The sequence below is a fragment of the Bacteroidales bacterium genome (assembly GCA_022647615.1).
Taxonomy (GTDB): Bacteria; Bacteroidota; Bacteroidia; order Bacteroidales; family UBA932; genus Egerieousia.
The window spans coordinates 1,756,941-1,776,422 of the sequence record JALCKZ010000001.1 but is presented as its reverse complement, the minus strand read 5'-3'; the positions used below and the strand labels follow the sequence as shown (position 1 = coordinate 1,776,422).

At 41.2% G+C, this 19,482-nt stretch carries 17 protein-coding genes and 1 pseudogene; 4 read left to right on the top strand and 14 right to left on the bottom strand.

Annotation, left to right across the window (positions count from 1 at the left end):
• Positions 1-6: 6 nt before the first annotated feature.
• The 4 genes from LKM37_07710 to LKM37_07695 all read right to left on the bottom strand — a co-directional run bounded on the left by LKM37_07710 (position 7) and on the right by LKM37_07695 (position 4,436).
• A complete protein-coding gene (locus LKM37_07710; protein ID MCI1720871.1) occupies positions 7-1,197 on the bottom strand; it encodes a dicarboxylate/amino acid:cation symporter in 1,191 nt (396 codons plus the stop codon).
• 67 nt (positions 1,198-1,264) lie between these two features.
• On the bottom strand, positions 1,265-2,503 hold the full coding sequence (locus LKM37_07705) for a cytochrome d ubiquinol oxidase subunit II (protein MCI1720870.1): 1,239 nt from the start codon (positions 2,501-2,503) through the stop codon (positions 1,265-1,267).
• Between the two features lie 49 nt (positions 2,504-2,552).
• Positions 2,553-4,166 (bottom strand): cytochrome ubiquinol oxidase subunit I, encoded by a 1,614-nt coding sequence (locus LKM37_07700; protein MCI1720869.1) that lies wholly within the window; start codon positions 4,164-4,166, stop codon positions 2,553-2,555.
• Between the two features lie 57 nt (positions 4,167-4,223).
• Positions 4,224-4,436, bottom strand: a complete 213-nt coding sequence (locus tag LKM37_07695) for a DUF4492 domain-containing protein (protein ID MCI1720868.1) — start codon at positions 4,434-4,436, stop codon at positions 4,224-4,226.
• Positions 4,437-4,579: 143 nt separating this feature from the next.
• Here LKM37_07695 and LKM37_07690 point away from each other — a divergent pair, with 143 nt between their 5' ends.
• Complete coding sequence (locus LKM37_07690) at positions 4,580-5,014, top strand: 4Fe-4S binding protein (GenBank protein MCI1720867.1); 435 nt, start codon at positions 4,580-4,582, stop codon at positions 5,012-5,014.
• A gap of 29 nt (positions 5,015-5,043) precedes the next feature.
• Here the strand turns inward: LKM37_07690 and LKM37_07685 are convergent, their stop codons facing one another.
• From LKM37_07685 to lysA, 6 genes and pseudogenes are all read right to left on the bottom strand, one after another.
• A complete protein-coding gene (locus LKM37_07685; protein MCI1720866.1) occupies positions 5,044-6,660 on the bottom strand; it encodes an ABC transporter ATP-binding protein/permease in 1,617 nt (538 codons plus the stop codon).
• Between the two features lie 17 nt (positions 6,661-6,677).
• Positions 6,678-6,944, bottom strand: a complete 267-nt coding sequence (locus LKM37_07680; protein MCI1720865.1) for a PqqD family protein — start codon at positions 6,942-6,944, stop codon at positions 6,678-6,680.
• A gap of 31 nt (positions 6,945-6,975) precedes the next feature.
• The gene (locus LKM37_07675; GenBank protein ID MCI1720864.1) at positions 6,976-8,394 is read right to left on the bottom strand and encodes a hypothetical protein; all 1,419 of its coding nucleotides are present in this window, start codon (positions 8,392-8,394) and stop codon (positions 6,976-6,978) included.
• A pseudogene (locus LKM37_07670) lies at positions 8,394-9,273 on the bottom strand (bifunctional 5,10-methylene-tetrahydrofolate dehydrogenase/5,10-methylene-tetrahydrofolate cyclohydrolase). The gene LKM37_07675 and the pseudogene LKM37_07670 overlap by 1 nt, the downstream one beginning before the upstream one ends.
• A 62-nt stretch (positions 9,274-9,335) precedes the next feature.
• Positions 9,336-10,688 (bottom strand): signal recognition particle protein, encoded by a 1,353-nt coding sequence (ffh, locus tag LKM37_07665; protein ID MCI1720863.1) that lies wholly within the window; start codon positions 10,686-10,688, stop codon positions 9,336-9,338.
• Positions 10,689-10,753: 65 nt separating this feature from the next.
• Positions 10,754-11,917, bottom strand: a complete 1,164-nt coding sequence (gene lysA / locus LKM37_07660) for a diaminopimelate decarboxylase (protein MCI1720862.1) — start codon at positions 11,915-11,917, stop codon at positions 10,754-10,756.
• A 134-nt stretch (positions 11,918-12,051) separates the two neighbouring features.
• Here lysA and LKM37_07655 point away from each other — a divergent pair, with 134 nt between their 5' ends.
• Positions 12,052-13,032: a deoxyhypusine synthase family protein gene (locus tag LKM37_07655; protein ID MCI1720861.1), complete on the top strand. Its 981-nt coding sequence runs from the start codon at positions 12,052-12,054 to the stop codon at positions 13,030-13,032.
• A 371-nt stretch (positions 13,033-13,403) separates the two neighbouring features.
• Here the strand turns inward: LKM37_07655 and LKM37_07650 are convergent, their stop codons facing one another.
• From LKM37_07650 to recF, 4 genes are read right to left on the bottom strand one after another with little or no spacing between them, the layout of a single operon-like run.
• Positions 13,404-15,020, bottom strand: coding sequence for a DUF4301 family protein (locus tag LKM37_07650; protein MCI1720860.1), 1,617 nt, complete (start codon positions 15,018-15,020; stop codon positions 13,404-13,406).
• Positions 14,992-16,089, bottom strand: a complete 1,098-nt coding sequence (locus LKM37_07645; GenBank protein ID MCI1720859.1) for a 4-phosphoerythronate dehydrogenase — start codon at positions 16,087-16,089, stop codon at positions 14,992-14,994. The genes LKM37_07650 and LKM37_07645 overlap by 29 nt, the downstream gene beginning before the upstream one ends.
• Positions 16,090-16,094: 5 nt before the next feature.
• Positions 16,095-16,400: a DUF721 domain-containing protein gene (locus tag LKM37_07640; protein ID MCI1720858.1), complete on the bottom strand. Its 306-nt coding sequence runs from the start codon at positions 16,398-16,400 to the stop codon at positions 16,095-16,097.
• 42 nt (positions 16,401-16,442) lie between these two features.
• Positions 16,443-17,630: a DNA replication and repair protein RecF gene (gene recF / locus LKM37_07635; GenBank protein MCI1720857.1), complete on the bottom strand. Its 1,188-nt coding sequence runs from the start codon at positions 17,628-17,630 to the stop codon at positions 16,443-16,445.
• Positions 17,631-17,743: 113 nt separating this feature from the next.
• Between recF and LKM37_07630 the strand changes: the two genes are divergently transcribed.
• Positions 17,744-18,442 carry a tetratricopeptide repeat protein gene (locus LKM37_07630; protein MCI1720856.1) on the top strand — a complete coding sequence of 233 codons (699 nt, stop codon included), beginning with the start codon at positions 17,744-17,746 and terminating at the stop codon, positions 18,440-18,442.
• A gap of 70 nt (positions 18,443-18,512) precedes the next feature.
• A complete protein-coding gene (locus tag LKM37_07625; protein ID MCI1720855.1) occupies positions 18,513-19,283 on the top strand; it encodes a YebC/PmpR family DNA-binding transcriptional regulator in 771 nt (256 codons plus the stop codon).
• The last annotated feature ends 199 nt before the right edge of the window (positions 19,284-19,482 follow it).

The window sequence follows — 19,482 nt, the reverse complement described above, 5'->3', positions numbered from 1 at the left end:
TAAAATTTACTCGGCAACAGGCTTCGGTTTTCCTCCTTTGTAGATTCTGTTAACTACCAATGCAATAGCACCGTCGCCGGTAACATTGCAGGCAGTTCCAAAGGAATCCATCGTGATATAAAGGGCAATCATTAAAGCCTGCAAAGTGGCATCAAATCCCAGCACGCTGGAAAGAACCCCAAGCGCAGCCATAATTGCACCGCCCGGCACTCCGGGAGCAGCGACCATGGTAATTCCAAGCAAGAATATGAAACCTGTGAAAAGTCCTATGTCAGTGGACATTCCAAGCATCCACATAATTGCGTAGGCACATGCTGTTATTTTTAAGGTGCTGCCTGCCAAATGTATTGTTGCGCACAATGGAACAGTAAATGCGGCAAGGTCAGGGTCAACGCCATTCTTTTTAGTTTGAGCCAAGGTGACCGGAATTGTTGCTGCAGAAGATTGAGTTCCAAGGGCAGTAAAATAAGCCGGAAGCATTGTCAGCAAGGCTTTTAGAGGATTCTTGCGCGCAATTGCACCCGCAACGCTAAACTGTATAAGCAGCAGAGCGATGTGCATAATAAATATTATTATGATGACCTTTAAGAAAAGTTTCAAAATTGTACTGACTTGTCCTTCAACTCCCATCTTAAGAAAAATACCAAAGATGAAAAGAGGAAGCAGAGGTATTATTGCCTTCTTTATCAGCCAGTCAACAATATCTTTAAAATCTCTCAGCACATTTGTAAGAGCATTGCCGTTAATAATTGAGGCCCCAAGTCCAAGAATAAACGCCAAAATTAAAGCGCTCATGACTCCAAACACAGGAGGCATATCTATTGTGAAAAATGGAGAAATTGAATTTGGAGATGTGGTGGCAATCTGCGTAAAGTTTGGATCTTTTACAAGCACAAGCGGATATGACCAGCGGCAAATAAAATAGGAGAAATACCCGGAGAAAAGTGTTGAACCGTAGGCTATTGCAACAGTTATCAGAAGAAGCTTCCCCGCCCCTTTTCCCAAATCGGCAATACCCGGTGCAACTAGTCCCAGGATTATCAAGGGAATTGTAAAACTTAAAAAATTTCCAAACAGCCCGTTGAAAGTGACAAATACTTTTGTAGCCCAGATTGGGAAGAAATATGAGCACCCGATACCGAGCGCAATAGCAATTAGAACTCTAGCCAGAAGGCCAATGTGAAACTTTTTTTTCATCAAATATTAATTTTATCACAGCACTTTATTAAGGTGCTAAATGCTGTTTTGCAACTACATTTTACTGTTAATAATCACTTTTATCTCCCTTTTTAGCATTCATCTTGCTCCACACATAAGCAATGTACCATACTACAAACGGCACAGCTATAGAGACATACGCCATCACTTTAAGAGTGTAAAAACTGGATGAGCTATTATAAAGGGTAAGAGATGTTTGCGAATCATAAAGAGATGGGTAATAGGCCGTATCGTTGAATCCGGCGCTCAATAAAATTGCCCAAACTGCAAGCACAACGCCAAATCCTACTACATAAAATGCGTGCTTATTAAACGGACATTGAGAGTCAGGATTTATCCCGCATTTTTTGCATAGCGCGCACCTTCCGTTGTTGCAGAACAAAGCACCTGCAAGTCCTGCAAGCACCATTACCACACCAATTAAAAGCAAAACCAAAATCCATGGAACTTGCAGCATATTATGAAGATACGCATGCGCTTCTGGAACAATGGTTCCGCTTGAACCAGGCTGGCCTCCAACTACATTAACTGCATTTGCAACGTTAACTTTATAGCCGTTCATCATGAATAAATCATAGACAAAGACTACAAACAAAACCAGAAAACCTATTGCACTTATCTTCAGCTGAACGCCGGCTCTTTCCGCAAGCTGCATGGCATCATCTCCCCCTATTCTTCTGCACTGATTTACCGTATAAAGGAGAGCAAGCACGCGCGCTGCAAATAAAACGGTAACGCCAAGCAAGATATTTACCGGATTCATAATAAGTTCCAGACCTTTCCAATCATTTGTCCAATAAGAAATTACATTGGATGATTGTATGGTTATGTTCATTTTATCCACGTTAAAATTTCCGCCTGTAAGGAAGCTCCCGACAGCAACTCCAAGGAGAATTGTTCCAAGCCAGCCATTAATCATCAGCAGCCCGTCATAAGTTCTTTTGCCTAAAAGATTATGTTCCTTATTTCTGAATTCATAAGAGAAGGCCTGTACCACAAATACAAGAAGAATAAAAATCCACAGCCAGTACGCACCGCCAAAACTTGTTGAATAAAACAGTGGAAATGAGGCAAATGCGGCACCTCCAAAAGTAATGAGAGTTGTATATGTAATCTCCCATTTATGTCCGAATATGGTCAGCAAAATATTTCTCTGATTCTCATTTTTTGCCGTTCCGTAAAGTAATGTCTGTCCGCCCTGGACAAAAAGAAGGAATACAAGCAAAGCACCAAGAAGAGATACTATCGCCCACCAGTATAATTGTAAAAAATGATATGTTGTCATAATTATAATCCTCTAATAATCAAATATTAAACTTTCAGTCAATCTTTGTTCACCATTTGATGCCATCAGGTCCCTTGGCTATCTGGTTAAAAATTATCCTAAGCTCTGCAACCAGAAGTGTTGTAAACAAGACAAGGAATATTATAAATGTCGTATAAACGTTGCTTGCAGAAATGCCTGATACGGCGGCATTTACAGGAAGCAAATCCTGAATTGTCCAAGGCTGCCTTCCAATTTCTGCAACAACCCATCCGCACTCTCCGCAAATATATGCAAGCGGAACGGTGATGATTGCAATAACAAGGAACCACTTATTTTTTTCCAAATCCCATCTTTTTGCACCATCCTTATAATTCCATGCGAGACCGTCTTTTTTAGACATAAACAAACTGATAATCAAGAACAACAAGAAGTATGCAGCCAAACATACCATAACTCTGAATGAATAAAAAGTAGCAGCAACAGGAGGAATGCTCTCCTGAGGATTCTTCATGTAGCCGTAACCAAAGTCAGAGAAGTTCTCATCAAAAACCTCCTTTGCCTGATCCAAATATTTCTGTCCGTCCGCACCTCTCTCCGTCTGGTCCTTTATTTGATTATAAACTTCCAGCGCTTTGATAGCATATCTTCCTTTCAAAGCTTTCTGAGCAAAAGGCTCTGCAACTTTAACTGAACCGTCGGGAGCCACATAATCATAGCCTCCATTAATAATATCTGAAATACCTGGTACAAAACTATTTGCGCTGCCGTTTGCAAGAATGGACAGTCCTTTTGGAATAGAGATATTAAACAAATAAGGTTTCTCTGAATTATTCCATTTTTTATTTGGATTCAGAATTCCTATTCCAACTAGAGGCGTTCCTTTTTGTCCGTTATACAGCCCCTCCATTGCCGCAAGTTTCATAGGCTGATATCTGGAGACTGTAACTGCAGATTTGTGGCCGGAAGTGCATAGTAAAACGCAAGCTATCAGGCCAAAAACAGAGGCATACTTGATGCTGCTGCGGGCAAATTTTTGTTCTCTGTTTCTAAGCAAATACCAGCTGCTTATACCAATTACCACAATGCTTCCAAGCACAAAACCAAAAGTAATGGAATGTGAAAATTTATTCAATGCAACAGGAGAAAAAGCTACGGCCCAGAAGTTTACCATCTCGCTGCGTGCGGTTGCAGGATTAAACTGCATTCCGGCAGGATACTGCATCCATGCATTTGCAGCCAAAATCCACAAGGCGGAAATTGCTGCGCCGCAAGCAGTTAGCCAAGTAGAGACAAGATGAAATTTCTTGCTTACCCTCTCCCAGCCAAAATACATTACGGCAAAGAAAGTGCTCTCCATAAAGAAAGCAAAGATGCCTTCAATAGCTAAAGGGGCGCCAAAAATATCCCCCACAAACCAAGAGTAATTACTCCAATTTGTTCCAAATTCAAACTCAAGAATGATTCCGGTGGCAACTCCGCATGCAAAATTTATTGCAAAAATTCTGCTCCAAAATTGAGTAGTCTTTTTCCAAAACTCATCCTTGGAGATGACATACTTGGTCTCCATAATCGCCAGCAAGAATCCAAGTCCAAGAGTAAGAGGAACAAAGAGCCAGTGATACAAAGCAGTCAGTCCGAACTGAAGCCTTGATGCCGTTACAAGTCCCTGTGTTAAAAGCATATCTATATAAGTTTAAGTTATTATTATTATTTCTATCCCGACAGTTTTTTACCCTCATTAATTTTTTGGTGAGGTCAGATTTTCAATTACCTTTTCCGCTTTCGCCTGAGGAGTTTTATAGTTGCGCAGCGCAGGCTTAAAGAAGAAGATTCTAAGCACGCAGAAAATTACAACAACCTTTATTAATATTATGAGCCACAATGTTTTTCCAACATTCATGCTCTTAAAGCCATCATAATAAAATCTGAATACGCGCTTGAACAGATTCATTGCTTCTCTTTAATAATTCAAAATTACAAAAAATATGGTGCAAAGAGAGATAGATTGCATATTTTTACGCACGATTTTTGCACATAAGATTCAAGCAAAAGTTGAAAACGCTATAGCGACAATTAATAATATTTACAGATACTATGAGTGAAATTAACAAAGGAAGAAGAAAAATGCTGATTGCAGCGGGAGCTTTAGCCGCCGCAATGTTGGTAGACGGATTTGAACGCAAAGTCAGCGCTGCGGAAAGGATTGCGCAAAATGCTGAGCCACAGGATCCTCAAGAACCTCAAAATCATCCCGCAGGTCCAGGAGCCAGACCTGCATCACCTAACAAGGCCGTTTACGTCTCAAAGAATTGCAATGTAAACGTTAAAAAAGAGAGCTGCGGAAAATGCGCTGAAGTTTGCCCTAAAAAAGCAATCACAATGGTTGCAAATCCAAAGAACAAAAAGCTGAAGATTCCTGCAATCAACGATGACCTTTGCATAGGATGCGGAAAGTGCGTAAGAGTTTGTCCTGCAACGCCCAAAGCTTTGGAAATCTGGAACAAGAAGACAAATAAAAAATTAATGTAGTACTAAATAATACGCCGTGATATTGAATATTACGGCGTTATTTTTACAACATTTGAGCAATATTGCAGAATAAGATCACGATGGGTTATAAATATCATGGTCTTATTTCTTTGATTATCAAGAAGACGCTGAATAAGCGTCTTTTCTGTTTCTGCATCCAGGGAAGAGCTGAACTCATCCAGCAACATTATGCTTCCCTTGCGCAAAAGTCCGCGCGCAATTGCAACGCGCTGAGCCTGACCCTCGCTAAGCCCTGCGCCAAGTTCTCCGCACCTAGAATCTAATCCCTGCGGAAGTTCTTTTACAAAATCAGCGGCAGACTCATGCAATGCAGCATACATCTGTTGGTCAGTGGCTTCTGAATCTCCAAGCAAAAGATTATCTCTTATTGTTCCGCTCAAAAGGCTGTTGCCCTGCGGTACATAGACAAAATTGCAGCGGCCGGAAACATCTGATTTAATGGAATCTCCGTCGCGATTATAAAGAATAATTTCCCCTTCCTGAGGATGCAAAAGAGAGAGCATAAGGCGTATCATTGTGCTCTTGCCCGCACCGGTTTCTCCAACTACAGCAGTCCGGCTGCCGGGGACAAAATCATGTGAGAAATTTTTAAAAATAAATCTATCTCCGTCAGAATAGCGGAAAGAAACATTGTTCATGCGAACTCCGGCAATTCCTTTAAGTCTTTCTGAAACTTTGCTCTCCTCCTCCGGAACTGCCTCAAGCTCAGCAAGTCTGTCAATTGAAGTGGAAGCGCTGACAAAGACAGGAATTTGTCTTGCAAGATCAACCGTCGGACGTTGGATTTGTCCGACCAGCTGAAGGAAGGCGGCCATAATGCCAAACGTAATTGCTCCTTCATGAAGATTTATTATTCCCCACAAAAAGGCAACCATGTAACCGGCTACAAAACCGAGCGCTACCAATGACTTTGCAGAAAGGCTAAAACGAGTCCGCTTCATTGTTTGTCCGTATAGCGTATCTTGCTCTCCCTCAAGATTCTGCCCCATTTTTCCGCTCTGCTCCATACTTTGAATTACTATTTTATGCTGGAGACTCTCCTGTAAAATGCTCTGCACTTTGCTATCCGTAGAACGAATATCAGAGGTCATCCTCCTCATCCTCTTTACGTAGAATTTGCTGAAAATGAGGAACAAAGGCATAATCAAAAGAATGGTAATCGCCAGCTTAGGACTCATCATTGCAAGAAAGACAAAGGCTGCAATCAGCTGAACTATAGTAACTATCGCAGAAGTAAAAGAGTTGCAGAGCGTATCGGTAATTACCCTTACATCTTCCTCTAATCTGTTAAGCATATCTCCGCTGTGGAATTTTTCATCTCCGTCCCAGCTGGAATTCATAAGGTGCCCGAAAATAGAACGGCGTGTTCTATTCTTCATCTTTATTTCCGTTTGCCGTCCAAGCCATGAAGAATAAATATCCGTAAAAATTTCCAGCAATATAAGAACCACAAGCACAGCCCCGTACAGATACAATGTCTTATTTGATACGCTTTTATCCTGAGTAGCCAAATCTATTAAGACCTTGCTGTAATATATAAAAGCAAGACCTGCCGCAACTCCGATAAGTCCCAGCAAACCATTGATGCACAACCTTCCGCGGATACCTTTAGAGGCATTCCACATCCAGGAGGCATAATGCCTTATTCTATGATTCCGGCCTGTTTCCACTGTTCAAACAACTCTATGCAATCTGCCAGAGCGGTCTCCATTTCAACATCGTATTCACCAACAAGAAGAACTGCAGCGTCTTCTACATCAAACTCTTTCCCCTCCAAAGAGCGCCAAAGGAAAGAGGCAGTAGAATTGAGCGTCACCATTTTATTAAAATCCACAACTTCCAGCCCTTCAGGCACTACCACATCATCATTTCCAATTTTGCGTAGAGTAAAACCTTTTTTAATTTTCATAATCCCGACAGTTATTTTGTCAAAGATAAGACTATTTCTTTTGAAACTTATACAAAGTGCGACGGTAAACTGCAAGAAGCCAACGACGTATCGGATGCATCTTTTTCCATACCTGGACCTTAGTTTCAGTAAATTTTTTATAAGGACTTTTTTCTACACCGTTATGATATATAACATCTACGCCTGCAACAATATCACTAATTTTACAGTGCTCATAAATATTAATATTCCCGTCTCCCATAAGGGTCACCCTATTGCCGAACATAGAAAATATTCTATGTAAGACGTAATGTCCTTTTGACACTTCTGCAAGGACTATATCACCAACTTTATAACTCGCTTTATATATAAGTCTTACGCTATCCTTGTCTCCAATTATAAATGGTAACATGCTGTTTCCCCTAACCTTAATTATCACAGGATGTCCCTCATTGATAAGGTCTTTTACCTCATCCAAAAGTATTTCATTTGGAACAACCTTCTTTTTAGGTTCCGGAGGAGGAATAATCTTATTAATGGTATTGTACACTAACAGCGCCGCTTCTTTTTCCGGACGGTTCCACAAGCTGTACACAGGCACTTTTTCTATAAACACATTTAGTGACTTGCTTACATTATCAGCAATTTCCTTTTCCCATTTCATGAATGAAACTGTCGGGAACAAGGCGGCATAAGCCTCTACAGTCGAGAGCTTTTTGATTTTAGTTTCAGAAGCCTGCCAAAGCCTTACGCAGCCTGCAACAGGAACACCGAAATTTTTATAACATGAAGTTTTTCCGCTCCATGGAGAGCCGTATACCTTCACTGTTCCGTCCGGGAATATTCGCACCGCTGGATTATCATCATTTAAAAGAGATGTACCTTCTATATTATTGAGCCACAGTTTGCTATGAGTGCTTTTGCCTGTTCCGCTCTTGCCAAGAAACATATAACCTTTATCATCTTTGACAACTACAGAAGAGTGAAATAATAAGATTCCATCCTGCGCGCCAAAGTATGAGCACAGGAGCATCATTGCATTGTTAAAGCATAACATCCTCATAGACAATGAGCAGCAAGATGTAAACAAATAGCCTTCTATATCTTCTATATTGCTCTCTGAGAAATTCAGGGTACACCATCCGTTTTTGTCAAAATCTGAGTGGAATACAAAAAAGTAATTTATGTTTTTGTAAACATCCATGCTCCAGCCATCCTGTACAATAGTCGTTACTTTGTATTTTTCTGAAGGAATTTTTGGGGCAGAATTTTCAGCCGCTTTTACAGGCTTTATATTAAAAATGAATTTATCAGAGGCATAAGCTTTTGCAAGTTCTCCCTGATTGACATAAGGATTCAGTTGAAAAGGTTCGTACTGAGGTATATTGTCCCATAACTCATCATCTTCTTGACAATGAATCGCAACATAATAGTCAGCTATCTTGTATACGTTAACGTTTGTAACACTCATTATTTGCAGGAAGCCGCCTTGATAGTATTCTCCATTAAAGAAACAATTGTCATTGGACCAACTCCGCCCGGAACAGGAGTTATATATGAACATTTTGGTGCAACGCTCTCAAAATCAACATCTCCCTGCAAACGGAAACCGCTCTTTTTTGAGGAGTCTGGAATACGCGTAATGCCAACATCTATAACAACAGCACCCTCTTTTACCATGTCACCCTTTAAGAAAGCCGGCACGCCAAGTGCAACAACAATAATATCAGCCTTCTTTGTAAATTCCTCTATATTAGGTGTTTTACTATGACAAACTGTAACGGTGCAATCACCAGGCTCACCTTTTTGTGAAAGCAAATTTGCCATCGGACGTCCCACAATATTGCTGCGCCCAAGCACAACGCAGTACTTGCCTCTGGTAGGAATTTTATACTCCTTAAGAAGCGTCATAATACCATAAGGAGTTGCAGGCAAGAATGTTGGAAGTCCAAGCATCATCTTTCCCGCAGATACAGGATGGAATCCGTCAACGTCCTTTAAGAGGAGAGATGGCCTCAATAATCTTTTGTGAATCAATATGTTTTGGAAGAGGAAGCTGGCAAATCAAACCATCTACAGAATCGTCTTTATTAATTTTCTCTACTAATTTAAGAAGCTCCTCTTCCGTTGTACTCTCCGGAAGTCTCAGAACATCAGACTCAAAGCCAATCTCCTTGCATGATTTCTCTTTGTTGGCAACATAAGTCATACTGGCTCCGTCACTGCCAACTAGAATAGCTGTCAGATGAGGGCGCTTGCCTCCGCGTGCAACAATCTCTTTTACTTTTTCGGCAAGCCTTGCTTTAATTGCCGCAGAGGTTGCCTTTCCGTCTAATATCTTGTATTCCATATTATTATATTTTCTGTCGCGACAGTTATTCTAGCTATTTTGATAGATATTCTGCGCTTTAATTAATGTTTGCTTGCGTTTTGCATCTGCTGCATGGCGGCCATTCTCTTTCTCATGCCTGCAGCTCCGCCACCTGCAACATTTTTCATCACTTTGCGGGTCTGTTCAAATTGTTTGATAAGACGGTTAACTTCTACAATGGAAGTGCCGCTGCCGCTTGCAAGTCTTTGCCTTCTGCTGCCATTCAGAACCTCAGGGTTCTCCCTCTCAAACGGGGTCATTGACTGAATGATAGCCTCAACTCCCTTGAAAGAATTGTTGTCAATATCAACATCTTTAATTGCCTTTCCCACACCCGGAATCATACTTGCCAAATCTTTGATGTTGCCCATCTTCTTGATTTGCTGAATCTGCTTGTAGAAGTCATTAAAGGTAAATTGGTCCTTTATGAATTTCTTTTTGAGCTTGCGGGCCTCCTCCTCATCCATCTGCTCCTGAGCCTTCTCAACCAAAGTCACAACATCGCCCATTCCAAGAATTCTATCTGCAATTCTTTGAGGGTGAAACACATCCAAAGTTTCAAGTTTTTCTCCGGAACTTATGAATTTAATAGGTTTATTAACTACGGCTTTAATTGAAAGCGCAGCACCGCCTCTGGTATCGCCATCCAGCTTAGTCAGCACAACTCCGTCAAAATCAAGAACATCATTAAATGCCTTTGCGGTCTCCACGGCGTCTTGTCCTGTCATTGAATCCACAACAAACAGGGTTTCAGTTGGTTTCAGCTCTTTCTTCAAAGAACCAATCTCATCCATCATCTGTTTGTCAACAGCAAGACGTCCGGCGGTATCTACAATTACAACATTATATTGTCCGTCTTCCGCAACCTTTAAAGCATGCTTTCCTATCTTCACGGGATCCTGCACGCCCTCCTCCGTATATACCGGTACATCAATGGATTGCGCAAGCACCTTCAACTGGTCAATTGCAGCTGGACGATAAACATCACCCGCTACAAGCATAACTTTTTGACCTCTTTTATTCTTGCAATAATTAGCAAGTTTTGCACAGAAAGTAGTTTTACCGGAACCCTGAAGACCGCTCACCAAAACAATGCCCGGATTGCCCTTAATATTAATGTCCTTTGCCTCGCTTCCCATAAGCTTGGCAAGTTCATCATGGACAATCTTAATCATCATCTGGTTTGGCTTAACGGACTTTATAACATTCTGTCCTATAGCCACATTCTTAACATCATCGCAGAAGCTCTTGGCAACTTTGTAGCTAACATCGGCGTCCAGCAAAGCTCTCCGCACTTCCTTAAGCGTCTCCGATATATTAATCTCCGTAATCTTCCCCTCTCCTTTTAACATTTTAAAGGAGGTCTCCAATCTGTCTATGAGGTTTTCAAACATTTCTGTAAACTGCTAATAATTAATATTATACTCCCGACAGCTTATCTGTCGGGAGAAAAAATTTTCTACTTTTTTAAAATTTCATCTGAATAATAAGCCTTGGCCAAATCTCTTTGGTTGTACTTCATAGCCATTACCTGGCCATAAGCTCCGGCAGTATGAATTGCAAACAAGTCACCTCTCTGAGTCTCAGGCAATAAGATTGCATGCGCAAATTTATCGCTGCTCTCGCAAACAGGTCCGACCACGTCATATTTCAAAGGCTTCTTATCAGAAGTTAAATTGTCAATTGCATGAACAGCCTGATATAGAGCTGGTCTAATAAGGTCATTCATTCCGGCGTCAAGAATCACAAACTTCATCTTCTGTCCTATCTTAACGTATAAAACTCTGGAAATCAAATCTCCGCATTGAGCAACAATTGCGCGGCCCGGCTCAAAATGTACTTTCTGTCCCGGACGTACAATCAGGTTCTTATGTATCAGTTCAAAATAATCTTTGAAGTTTGCAATTGGATTCTTTGTAGGGTTCTCATAATCAACTCCAAGTCCGCCACCAAGATTCAAATTCTCAATCTTAATATCATGGTCTATGAACCATTTCTGCAACTGCTCAATCATTCTGCACAGCATTGGAAATACGCTCATGTCAGTAATTTGCGAGCCTACATGAAAATGCAGACCAATCATTTTAATATTTTTAAAATTTCTCAATTCATCAGCAACGGCCTGGAACTCCCAAGGACTTACACCAAATTTATCCTCTTTTCTCCCGGTGGAAATATACTTGTGAGTATGCGCGTCAATATCAGGATTTACTCTTAAAGAGATTCTTGCAACCTTCCCCATTCCGGCAGCAAGGTCATTGATTACCTTTATCTCAGGTACTGATTCACAATTGAATCCAAAGATTCCGGCTTTAAGGGCTGTCTTAATTTCTTTATCAGATTTTCCTACTCCGGCATAAACAATTTTATTTGGAGAAAATCCGCTTTTTACTGCAAGTGAAACTTCATTGCCGCTTACACAATCGGCTCCAAGTCCCGCTTTCTGAATAGTACGCAGAATTTTTGGTTCCGCATTTGCCTTTACGGCGTAGTGAGCATTGTAGTTAAATTTTTTAATGTAGGAAGTGTAGATGTCCAGGGTCTTTTTAAGCAATTCTATGTCATAATAATAGAAAGGTGTGTGGATGCTCCTGAAGGCTGTAATTGCTTGTTTTGTGATCATTATTAAGTAAGTTAGTAAACCATCGGGACCTAAAAATAAAGTCCCTTAAAAAATACGTGCAAATCTAACTAAAATTTGATAATTTTGCGAGCGTAAAAAACAGAGAACATTTTAATACTTAAAAAAATAAAATCATGAGTAAAGGACCTATTTCACAGTTTATAGAACACCACTATCGCCACTTCAATTCTGCAACCTTGGTGGATGCCTCAGTAGCTTACGAAAAGCTTCTGGCAGAGGGCGGTAAGATGATGCTTGCTATGGCAGGTGCAATGAGTACCGCGGAGCTTGGACTATCTCTAGCAGAGATGATTCGCCAAGACAAATTCGCAATTGTTTGCTGTTCAGCAAATAATATGGAGGAGGATATTATGAATCTTGTTGCGCATACGCACTACAAGAGAGTTCCTTATTATAGAGATCTTACTCCGGATATGGAGCAGGAACTTCTTGATAACCATATGAACAGAGTAACTGATACTTGCATTCCTGAGGAGGAAGCTTTCAGAAGATTGGAAAAACATCTTGTTGATGCATGGAAAGATTCTGCAGCAAAAGGCGAGCGTTTGTTCCCTTATGAGTTCATGTACAAGGTTATCCGCAGCGGAGTGCTTAAGCAGTACTATGAGATAGACCCTAAAGACAGCTGGGTACTAGCAGCTTGCGAGAAGAACATCCCTATTATTATCCCTGCATGGGAAGATTGTACAACAGGAAACATCTTCACAGCACACTGTATCAGAGGAGAATTCAAGACTAACCTTGTAAAGGGCGGTATTGAAACCATGATGCATCTTGTTGACTGGTATCAGAAGAACAACCCTAAAGGAAGCCGCGGAACAGGATTCTTCCAGATTGGCGGCGGTACTGCAGGCGACTTCCCAATTTGCTGTGTACCAATGATGTCCCAGGATTTGGCTTGGAAGGATGTCTCTTTGTGGCAATATTTCTGCCAGATATCAGACTCCACAACCTCTTATGGTTCATACTCCGGAGCCGTTCCTAATGAGAAGATTACATGGGGTAAGCTTTCCCCTACCTGCCCTAAGTTTATCGTAGAGTCAGATGCTACAATTGTAGCGCCTTTGATGTTTGCGCATATTCTTGGCTGGTAATTGTTTTTTAGCAATCATTTTAAATCCCGACAGTTCTCTGCCGGGATTTTTTTTGCAGGTCATTTGCAGTGTTTCGCTCTGCAAATGACTTCCCACAGGCCAACGCTTTATTTTGCGGCACAAAGCGCCGCAAAATTTAGTGGTTAAGCGCACTCCGTGCGCGAAGGAGGCACGCGCCTCCGGCGCGGCTTGCAGCTGCGCTGCTTCGCTTATAGATTTCTGCATGTAATAATCTTCAAGTAATGATAATAAGCCGAAGGCCTGGCGCGTAGCGCCAGTGTATCCTCGCGGCGGTAGCCGCGTAAACCACAAGGCAATGCGCTGCTTTGTAGCGCATTGCTGCACAGTCTGCATAGCAGACTGTGCTTTAACTACTGATGTTCCTTGCGGAGAAGGTCAAAAACGGTCTTGACAGGATTGAAAGTAATTAACGGAGTCTCAATGAATTGCGTATTCCAATTGCTCATAGAACCATTCCACAAGCCGGGCAGCTCCTGCGCCTTGATAACCGTTCCTTTGTAACTCTTTTCTGAAATCAAACCGGAATTAGGATCTGTGAAATCCATCAGGTTAAATTTGTTGCCGGCAAAGTTTTTAACGGAGCAGACAATATCTACGGGATTAAAATGAGTAGAATGTTTAAGAGCCGCAACTGCCTTAGGATCAGACTTGTCTATCTGCGGTCCTTCCAGAATTTGAAGGGAAGTTGAACCATCTGCATCCATAACAATAAACGGGCCTCCCCCAGGTTCTCCCTCATTTTTAACCATTCCGCAAACCCTGATTGGGCGATTAAGCTTTGTCAGCAACATCTGAACTAGCTTTGACTGCTCTTCAATTTCCGGGAGCACAACGCAAAATTCATCATTTAGAAAATTCCGCGCATCTCTTATTGCCTTCTCAAATTCTTGTCTTGCAATCTCCTTATTCTTAGCTAGTTGTGGAATTTTTAAATCTTCTTTGCCAAGCTTTGCATACTTCCCGAAAACATTTAAAGATTCAACCAAATTCAAAATTACAAGACCGCATTTATTGTGAAGTTCCACCGCGCGGCCAAGCAAAATCTTTTTCCAAATTTCAGTTTGCTTTATAAATGTCTCTTTTACAACATTATCAATATTCTTTACAAAAATATAATCTGCATCAACATCATTAAGATTCCTAAGCAATGCCCCGTGTCCTCCAGGACGGAACAGCAAAGTTCCGTCTTCCTTCACAAAAGGCTTATTATCCTTATCAACAGCAACAATATCAGTAGCAGCAGATTGCAAAGTGAACATTAAATTATACTTACTGGAATACCCCTTTTCATAACTGTCGCGAACCCTCTCAAACAACTCTTTAAATTTCTCTACATGTTCTGGAGAAACCGTGAATATTATTCTCACATTACCCTTAATATCACGTGCATACAACGCTCCTTCAACAAGATGCTCTTCAAACGGCGTGCGGACAAAACTCGTCCCATTTTTTGCATATTTATGAAAAGGAATCAGTCCTTTTGGATATGCTCCAAGGTTCAAAGCATCCTCATCAATCATTGCATGGATGATTTTTTCTCCTGTAGCCGCACCTTTAACATTCAGTTCAAAAGGGAACTTTTTCCAGTTCTTTTTTAGATTGTCAATTGTCTCCAACGTTTTTACGCTGAGCTTATTACAGCCATTTTCAGAGGCCCTGTCAATTTCTTCTTTTGCAGCAAACACGTCCTTAAACATTCTGCTTGCGGCGCCGCTTGCCGGAACAAATTTGCAAACTGTAGCGTTAAGCCCAAATGCATTTTTTAGCGCTCTAACTTTTTCCTCCTCAGTAATTACTTTAATGCCGCCGTTAACAGGATGTTCTTCCGTTGTCTTTGGAGTCGCAGCCTCCAAAATCTTTACAAAAGGAAAACCTTTCTTAAATCTCTCAATAGAACTTTCAAACTGGGTTGTTGATATTCCCCTGGTTTTCAACTCTTTAATATGAAAATTCGCGTCTGTATTCATAGTTGCTTCTTAATTTTTCAAAATTTTCCGGATGAGAACGCAGCTTTGAATCCAAATCCCAAATCGGGAAAATTCGCAGCAGTTTCTCTGCAATTTCACTTTGGCTCAAGCCTGCAAAATTTATGTGAGGCGTACTCTCCGTTCTAATCCCATCCATATCTTTTATATTCCCGACAGTATATTTTTTTAATTCCGGAATATTCAGGAAATCAGCCACTTTACGAACAACTGCCGTAGTGCCGTTAACCTTCCCTTCATAGGAATAACCGGCAATGTGAGGAGTTGCAATTGCAACAGCCTGCAGCAAATCTATGCTTATGCCAGGCTCGCTATTCCATGTATCAATTACGGCCGCACGCAGCTTTCCGCTCCCGTTCTCAGAACCATTTATATTATTAACATCCAACGCATTAAGCAAAGCGTTGTTGCTCATTACGCCACCTCTGCAGGTATTAAAGAAAATAGCGCCGGACTTCATTTTTGAGAAAAATTCTTCATTAGCCATCTCTCTGGTACTCTCATCCAAAGGAACATGCAAGGTTACAACATCAGAATTTTTAAGCAGGTAATCCAAAGAAAAATACTTTTTTCCAAGCCCCGCTTGCGCCGCCTCCTTAGGAGGGTCATTGCGCAATACTCTGAATCCCAGATGCTCGCCAAGAGCGGCCACTTTTGTTCCAACGTGCCCAACTCCAATCACACCAATAGTAAGCGGCCTATCCGGATACAAATTTATATTGTACTTTTCTGCAAGCGCAAATAACGCGGTATAAACATATTGCATGACTCCGCCGCTGTTGCAGCCGGGAGCGCTCACAACTTTAATTCCGTGCAACTTGCAGTAATCCAAATCTATATGGTCTGTCCCGATTGTGGCCGTTGCAATCATTTTTACGTGAGTGTTGTCCAGCAAAGATGCATTGCATTTTGTACGGGTCCTGGTAATCAGGATATCCGCATTTTTAGGACTAAAATCGCTCCCCTTTGAGTAGCAGACATTTGCGTAAGGTTCAAAGACTCCTCTTATAAAAGGGATTGCGTCATCTATTATGATTGCAGGTTTGCTCATAGACTCTATTTAAGAACAAGTTTCTTTACATATTCCCCGCCGGCCTCTTCATTAATCCTCTTAACTATTGACTCCTTGTCCTGCAGCAGCACATTTCTCACAATTGATGAACTCATTGTAACATAAAGGGTTCCATTAGAAAAATGTTTGTCCATCGTGGCCCGCGCAACACTTCCGCCAAGCGCCTTGTCCCAGCTGGAAAGCACTCTGCCGGAGAGCAAACCGCTCTTTAGCATTCCATTCTGTTCCAAGTATGAAGATATCATGCTACCAATTGTCATCGCTTTTTCTATCCTCTTCTTTGACGGCATATATTCTATATCTTATTATCAATTAAATAATTAGCAGCGCAATTATTTTGCCTTTATTCCGGTAACGGCACCGCCGCTCACTTCAAATTCGCTGCACTCGCTTCCCATGCTGCGGACAAGTTTTCCCATTCTGACTTTATTGCTGTCGGTAATAAAAATTTGTCCAAAAGAATCTCCGGCAACAAGCCCAAGCAAGTACTCAACTCTCTGCATATCAAGCTTATCAAAGACATCATCCAAAAGCAAAACAGGAGCTATGCCACGGTTAAGTTCCTTCATAATGGAGAACTGCGCAAGCTTTAACGCTATTAAAAAACACTTCTGCTGCCCCTGGCTTCCGCACCTCTTGATGGGATAGTACGGAGTCTCATTTGACGGCAAATCAGGAGATTGCTGCGGCTCAAGAGTCTCGCTTATTTCAAATGCAACATCATCCTTGTGTATTCCTGCCGTCGTGAACTTGAAAATTTTATCTCTTTCCAAATACTTCTCCATCAGCTCTTTAAAACCGCACTTATCCATATCGGAAATGTATCTCAGCCGCACCTCTTCTTTGCCGCCGCTGAGCTTTTTGTAGAATTCAGTTACAGGTCCCGACAGATTCTTGCAAAGCTCTTTGCGCTTATTATATATATAAGTAGCATTCTCATCCATCTGGAAGTCCAATGTCTCCAGCAAGTCTGACTGACAGGAGTCGCTCTTAAGCAGTTTGTTCCTTTGGGCAAGCAGCCTGTAATAATTCTGAATCTTTGAAAGGTATTCTTTATCAACCTGTGACAGCAGCGCATTCACAAATTTTCTCCTCTCCTCCCCGCTTGAATTTACAAGAGCAACGTCAGACGGAGACACCATGACAATTGGCAAAAGGCCTATGTGCTCAGACATTTTCTTATAGGCTTTGTCATTGCGCTTTAGGATTTTCTCCTCCAAATTACCGGAATCATCCTTCTGCTGCTTCTTGCCAACAAGACCTATGCTTATTTTATTCTCTGTCCCGTCATCCATTGAATAGGTTCCGTTAATTGCAGCAGAGGCGGCACCGTGCAGAATTGAAAAACTGTCGGGAAAATGAAAAAAGCTCTTAGTCATTGAGAGATAATAGATTGCATCCAGGAGGTTAGTCTTGCCCTCCCCGTTGTTGCCGCTTATACAATTGATTTTCTTTGAGAACGCCAAATCTGCAGAGGCAATATTCTTAAAATTTGTGACTAATATCCTATCTAGAAACATATCCTGCCGTTAACGCTTACAAAGTTATCAAAATTCACTTAAAAAAAGCATTTTCCATTTTGGCGTTTGGCAAAATGTTGTAAATTTGCACCCTGCATAAAAAATAGAGGATTATGTCTAATAAAAACAAGAATCTAAAGGCTCAGCAAGATGCAAATGCAAACGTTGGAGAAGCCTTAACAAAGACCGAACTTTTTTTCGAAAAGTATAAAAAGCTGATGATGTATGTCATTGGCGGAGTAATTGTTGCTGCCGCATTGATTGCGTCATATCATTACTTTATAGTTGTACCGAGACAGAAAGAGGCTCAAAACCAGATGTTTGTAGCAGAACGCTATTTCAGGCTGGACTCTTTTAACCTTGCTCTTAACGGAGACGGCAACGCCCTGGGCTTTGCCAAAGTAGCCAAGCAATATGGCAGCAAGGCCGGCGAGGCAATCTATATGTATGCCGGAATCTGCGAATTCCAGCTTGGCAATTATGATAAGGCTATAAGCTATCTTAAGAAGTATAACGGCAAGGACAAGATAATGCTTGGACGTGCAACTGCTTGCATAGGAGATGCTTATGTAAATAAAGGTGATAATAAGACTGCCATTGACTACTTTAAGAAAGCGGCTGATATCAGTGATAATATCTTCTCTGCTGCATATTTGATGAAGGCAGCAACAAGCTATGAAGTTCTCAACAAGAAGGATGACGCTCTGGCTATGTATCAGAAGATTAAATATGAATATCCTAACTCTCCGGAGGGTTACGAGATAGAGAAATACATATCAAGATTACAGACAGAAATTGACCTTGCAAAGTAAAACAAGACTTGTATCAAAAGAGGTGGCTTGTTTTTATTAGCAGTTACAATTCATTAGTACACAGAATTTTATGGGAAGAGCATTTGAATTCAGAAAAGAGAGAAAATTTAAGAGATGGGGACACATGGCCCGCGTGTTCACTCGTCTTGGAAAAGAGATAACTATTGCAGCTAAAAACGGCGGCGGAGATCCCAACTTCAATCCAACCTTGCGTGCTATTATTCAGACTGCAAAGACTGAAAACATGCCAAAGGATAACATTGACAGAGCCATCAAACGTGCGGCTGAAAAGGACCAGCAGGATTACAAAGAGGTTGTATATGAAGGATATGGGCCTCACGGCATAGCAATCCTTATAGAGACCGCAACAGATAACCCTACCCGTACGGTAGCAAACATCAGAAGCTACTTCACAAAATTCGGCGGAACACTTCAAACTTCCGGCAGCGTTGATTTTATGTTTGACCACAAATGTGTATTCAAAATTAAGGACAATGCGGAGAAACCTATAGACATGGATGAGCTTGAACTAGAGCTTATTGACTGCGGAGCTGATGAGGTATTCAAGGCTGAGGAAGAGGATAAGGACGGTAACGTAAACACTTACATTAATATATACGGCGGATACAAATCATTTGGTACAATTCAAAAATATTTGGATGACCATAAGTATGAGCTTGTAAGCGGCGGATTTGAGAGAATCCCGACAGTTGAATTAAAGAAACTGCCTAAGGAGCAGATGGAAGAGAATATCAAGCTTATTGATAAGATAGAGGAGGATGAGGATGTGCAGAACGTTTACCATTTGCTTGATTTGTCCGATATGGATGAAGAGGAGTAATCAGCCCGGTATTAAACAGAAAGGCCGCAAAAACTTGCGGCCTTTTTTGTTCCATTTTTTATTTGCAAGTCATTTGCAATAAAAATTAAGGAATTAACACTTTTTCATGATGCAAAGATGCAGTTATGACTTGCTCGAAGCCATAAGGTTTTAGGCGAAATTGCTGCGTTTAGCCTAAGCAATGAGCCGTTAAGAAACC

Excerpts from the sequence above, each read along its gene's own strand:
- LKM37_07710 (MCI1720871.1), bottom strand. The coding sequence starts at position 1,197 with ATGAAAAAAAAGTTTCACATTGGCCTTCTGGCTAGAGTTCTAATTGCT.
- LKM37_07705 (MCI1720870.1), bottom strand. The coding sequence starts at position 2,503 with ATGACAACATATCATTTTTTACAATTATACTGGTGGGCGATAGTATCT.
- LKM37_07700 (MCI1720869.1), bottom strand. The coding sequence starts at position 4,166 with ATGCTTTTAACACAGGGACTTGTAACGGCATCAAGGCTTCAGTTCGGA.
- LKM37_07695 (MCI1720868.1), bottom strand. The coding sequence starts at position 4,436 with ATGAATCTGTTCAAGCGCGTATTCAGATTTTATTATGATGGCTTTAAG.
- LKM37_07690 (MCI1720867.1), top strand. The coding sequence starts at position 4,580 with ATGAGTGAAATTAACAAAGGAAGAAGAAAAATGCTGATTGCAGCGGGA.
- LKM37_07685 (MCI1720866.1), bottom strand. The coding sequence starts at position 6,660 with ATGTGGAATGCCTCTAAAGGTATCCGCGGAAGGTTGTGCATCAATGGT.
- LKM37_07680 (MCI1720865.1), bottom strand. The coding sequence starts at position 6,944 with ATGAAAATTAAAAAAGGTTTTACTCTACGCAAAATTGGAAATGATGAT.
- LKM37_07675 (MCI1720864.1), bottom strand. The coding sequence starts at position 8,394 with ATGAGTGTTACAAACGTTAACGTATACAAGATAGCTGACTATTATGTT.
- ffh (MCI1720863.1), bottom strand. The coding sequence starts at position 10,688 with ATGTTTGAAAACCTCATAGACAGATTGGAGACCTCCTTTAAAATGTTA.
- lysA (MCI1720862.1), bottom strand. The coding sequence starts at position 11,917 with ATGATCACAAAACAAGCAATTACAGCCTTCAGGAGCATCCACACACCT.
- LKM37_07655 (MCI1720861.1), top strand. The coding sequence starts at position 12,052 with ATGAGTAAAGGACCTATTTCACAGTTTATAGAACACCACTATCGCCAC.
- LKM37_07650 (MCI1720860.1), bottom strand. The coding sequence starts at position 15,020 with ATGAATACAGACGCGAATTTTCATATTAAAGAGTTGAAAACCAGGGGA.
- LKM37_07645 (MCI1720859.1), bottom strand. The coding sequence starts at position 16,089 with ATGAGCAAACCTGCAATCATAATAGATGACGCAATCCCTTTTATAAGA.
- LKM37_07640 (MCI1720858.1), bottom strand. The coding sequence starts at position 16,400 with ATGCCGTCAAAGAAGAGGATAGAAAAAGCGATGACAATTGGTAGCATG.
- recF (MCI1720857.1), bottom strand. The coding sequence starts at position 17,630 with ATGTTTCTAGATAGGATATTAGTCACAAATTTTAAGAATATTGCCTCT.
- LKM37_07630 (MCI1720856.1), top strand. The coding sequence starts at position 17,744 with ATGTCTAATAAAAACAAGAATCTAAAGGCTCAGCAAGATGCAAATGCA.
- LKM37_07625 (MCI1720855.1), top strand. The coding sequence starts at position 18,513 with ATGGGAAGAGCATTTGAATTCAGAAAAGAGAGAAAATTTAAGAGATGG.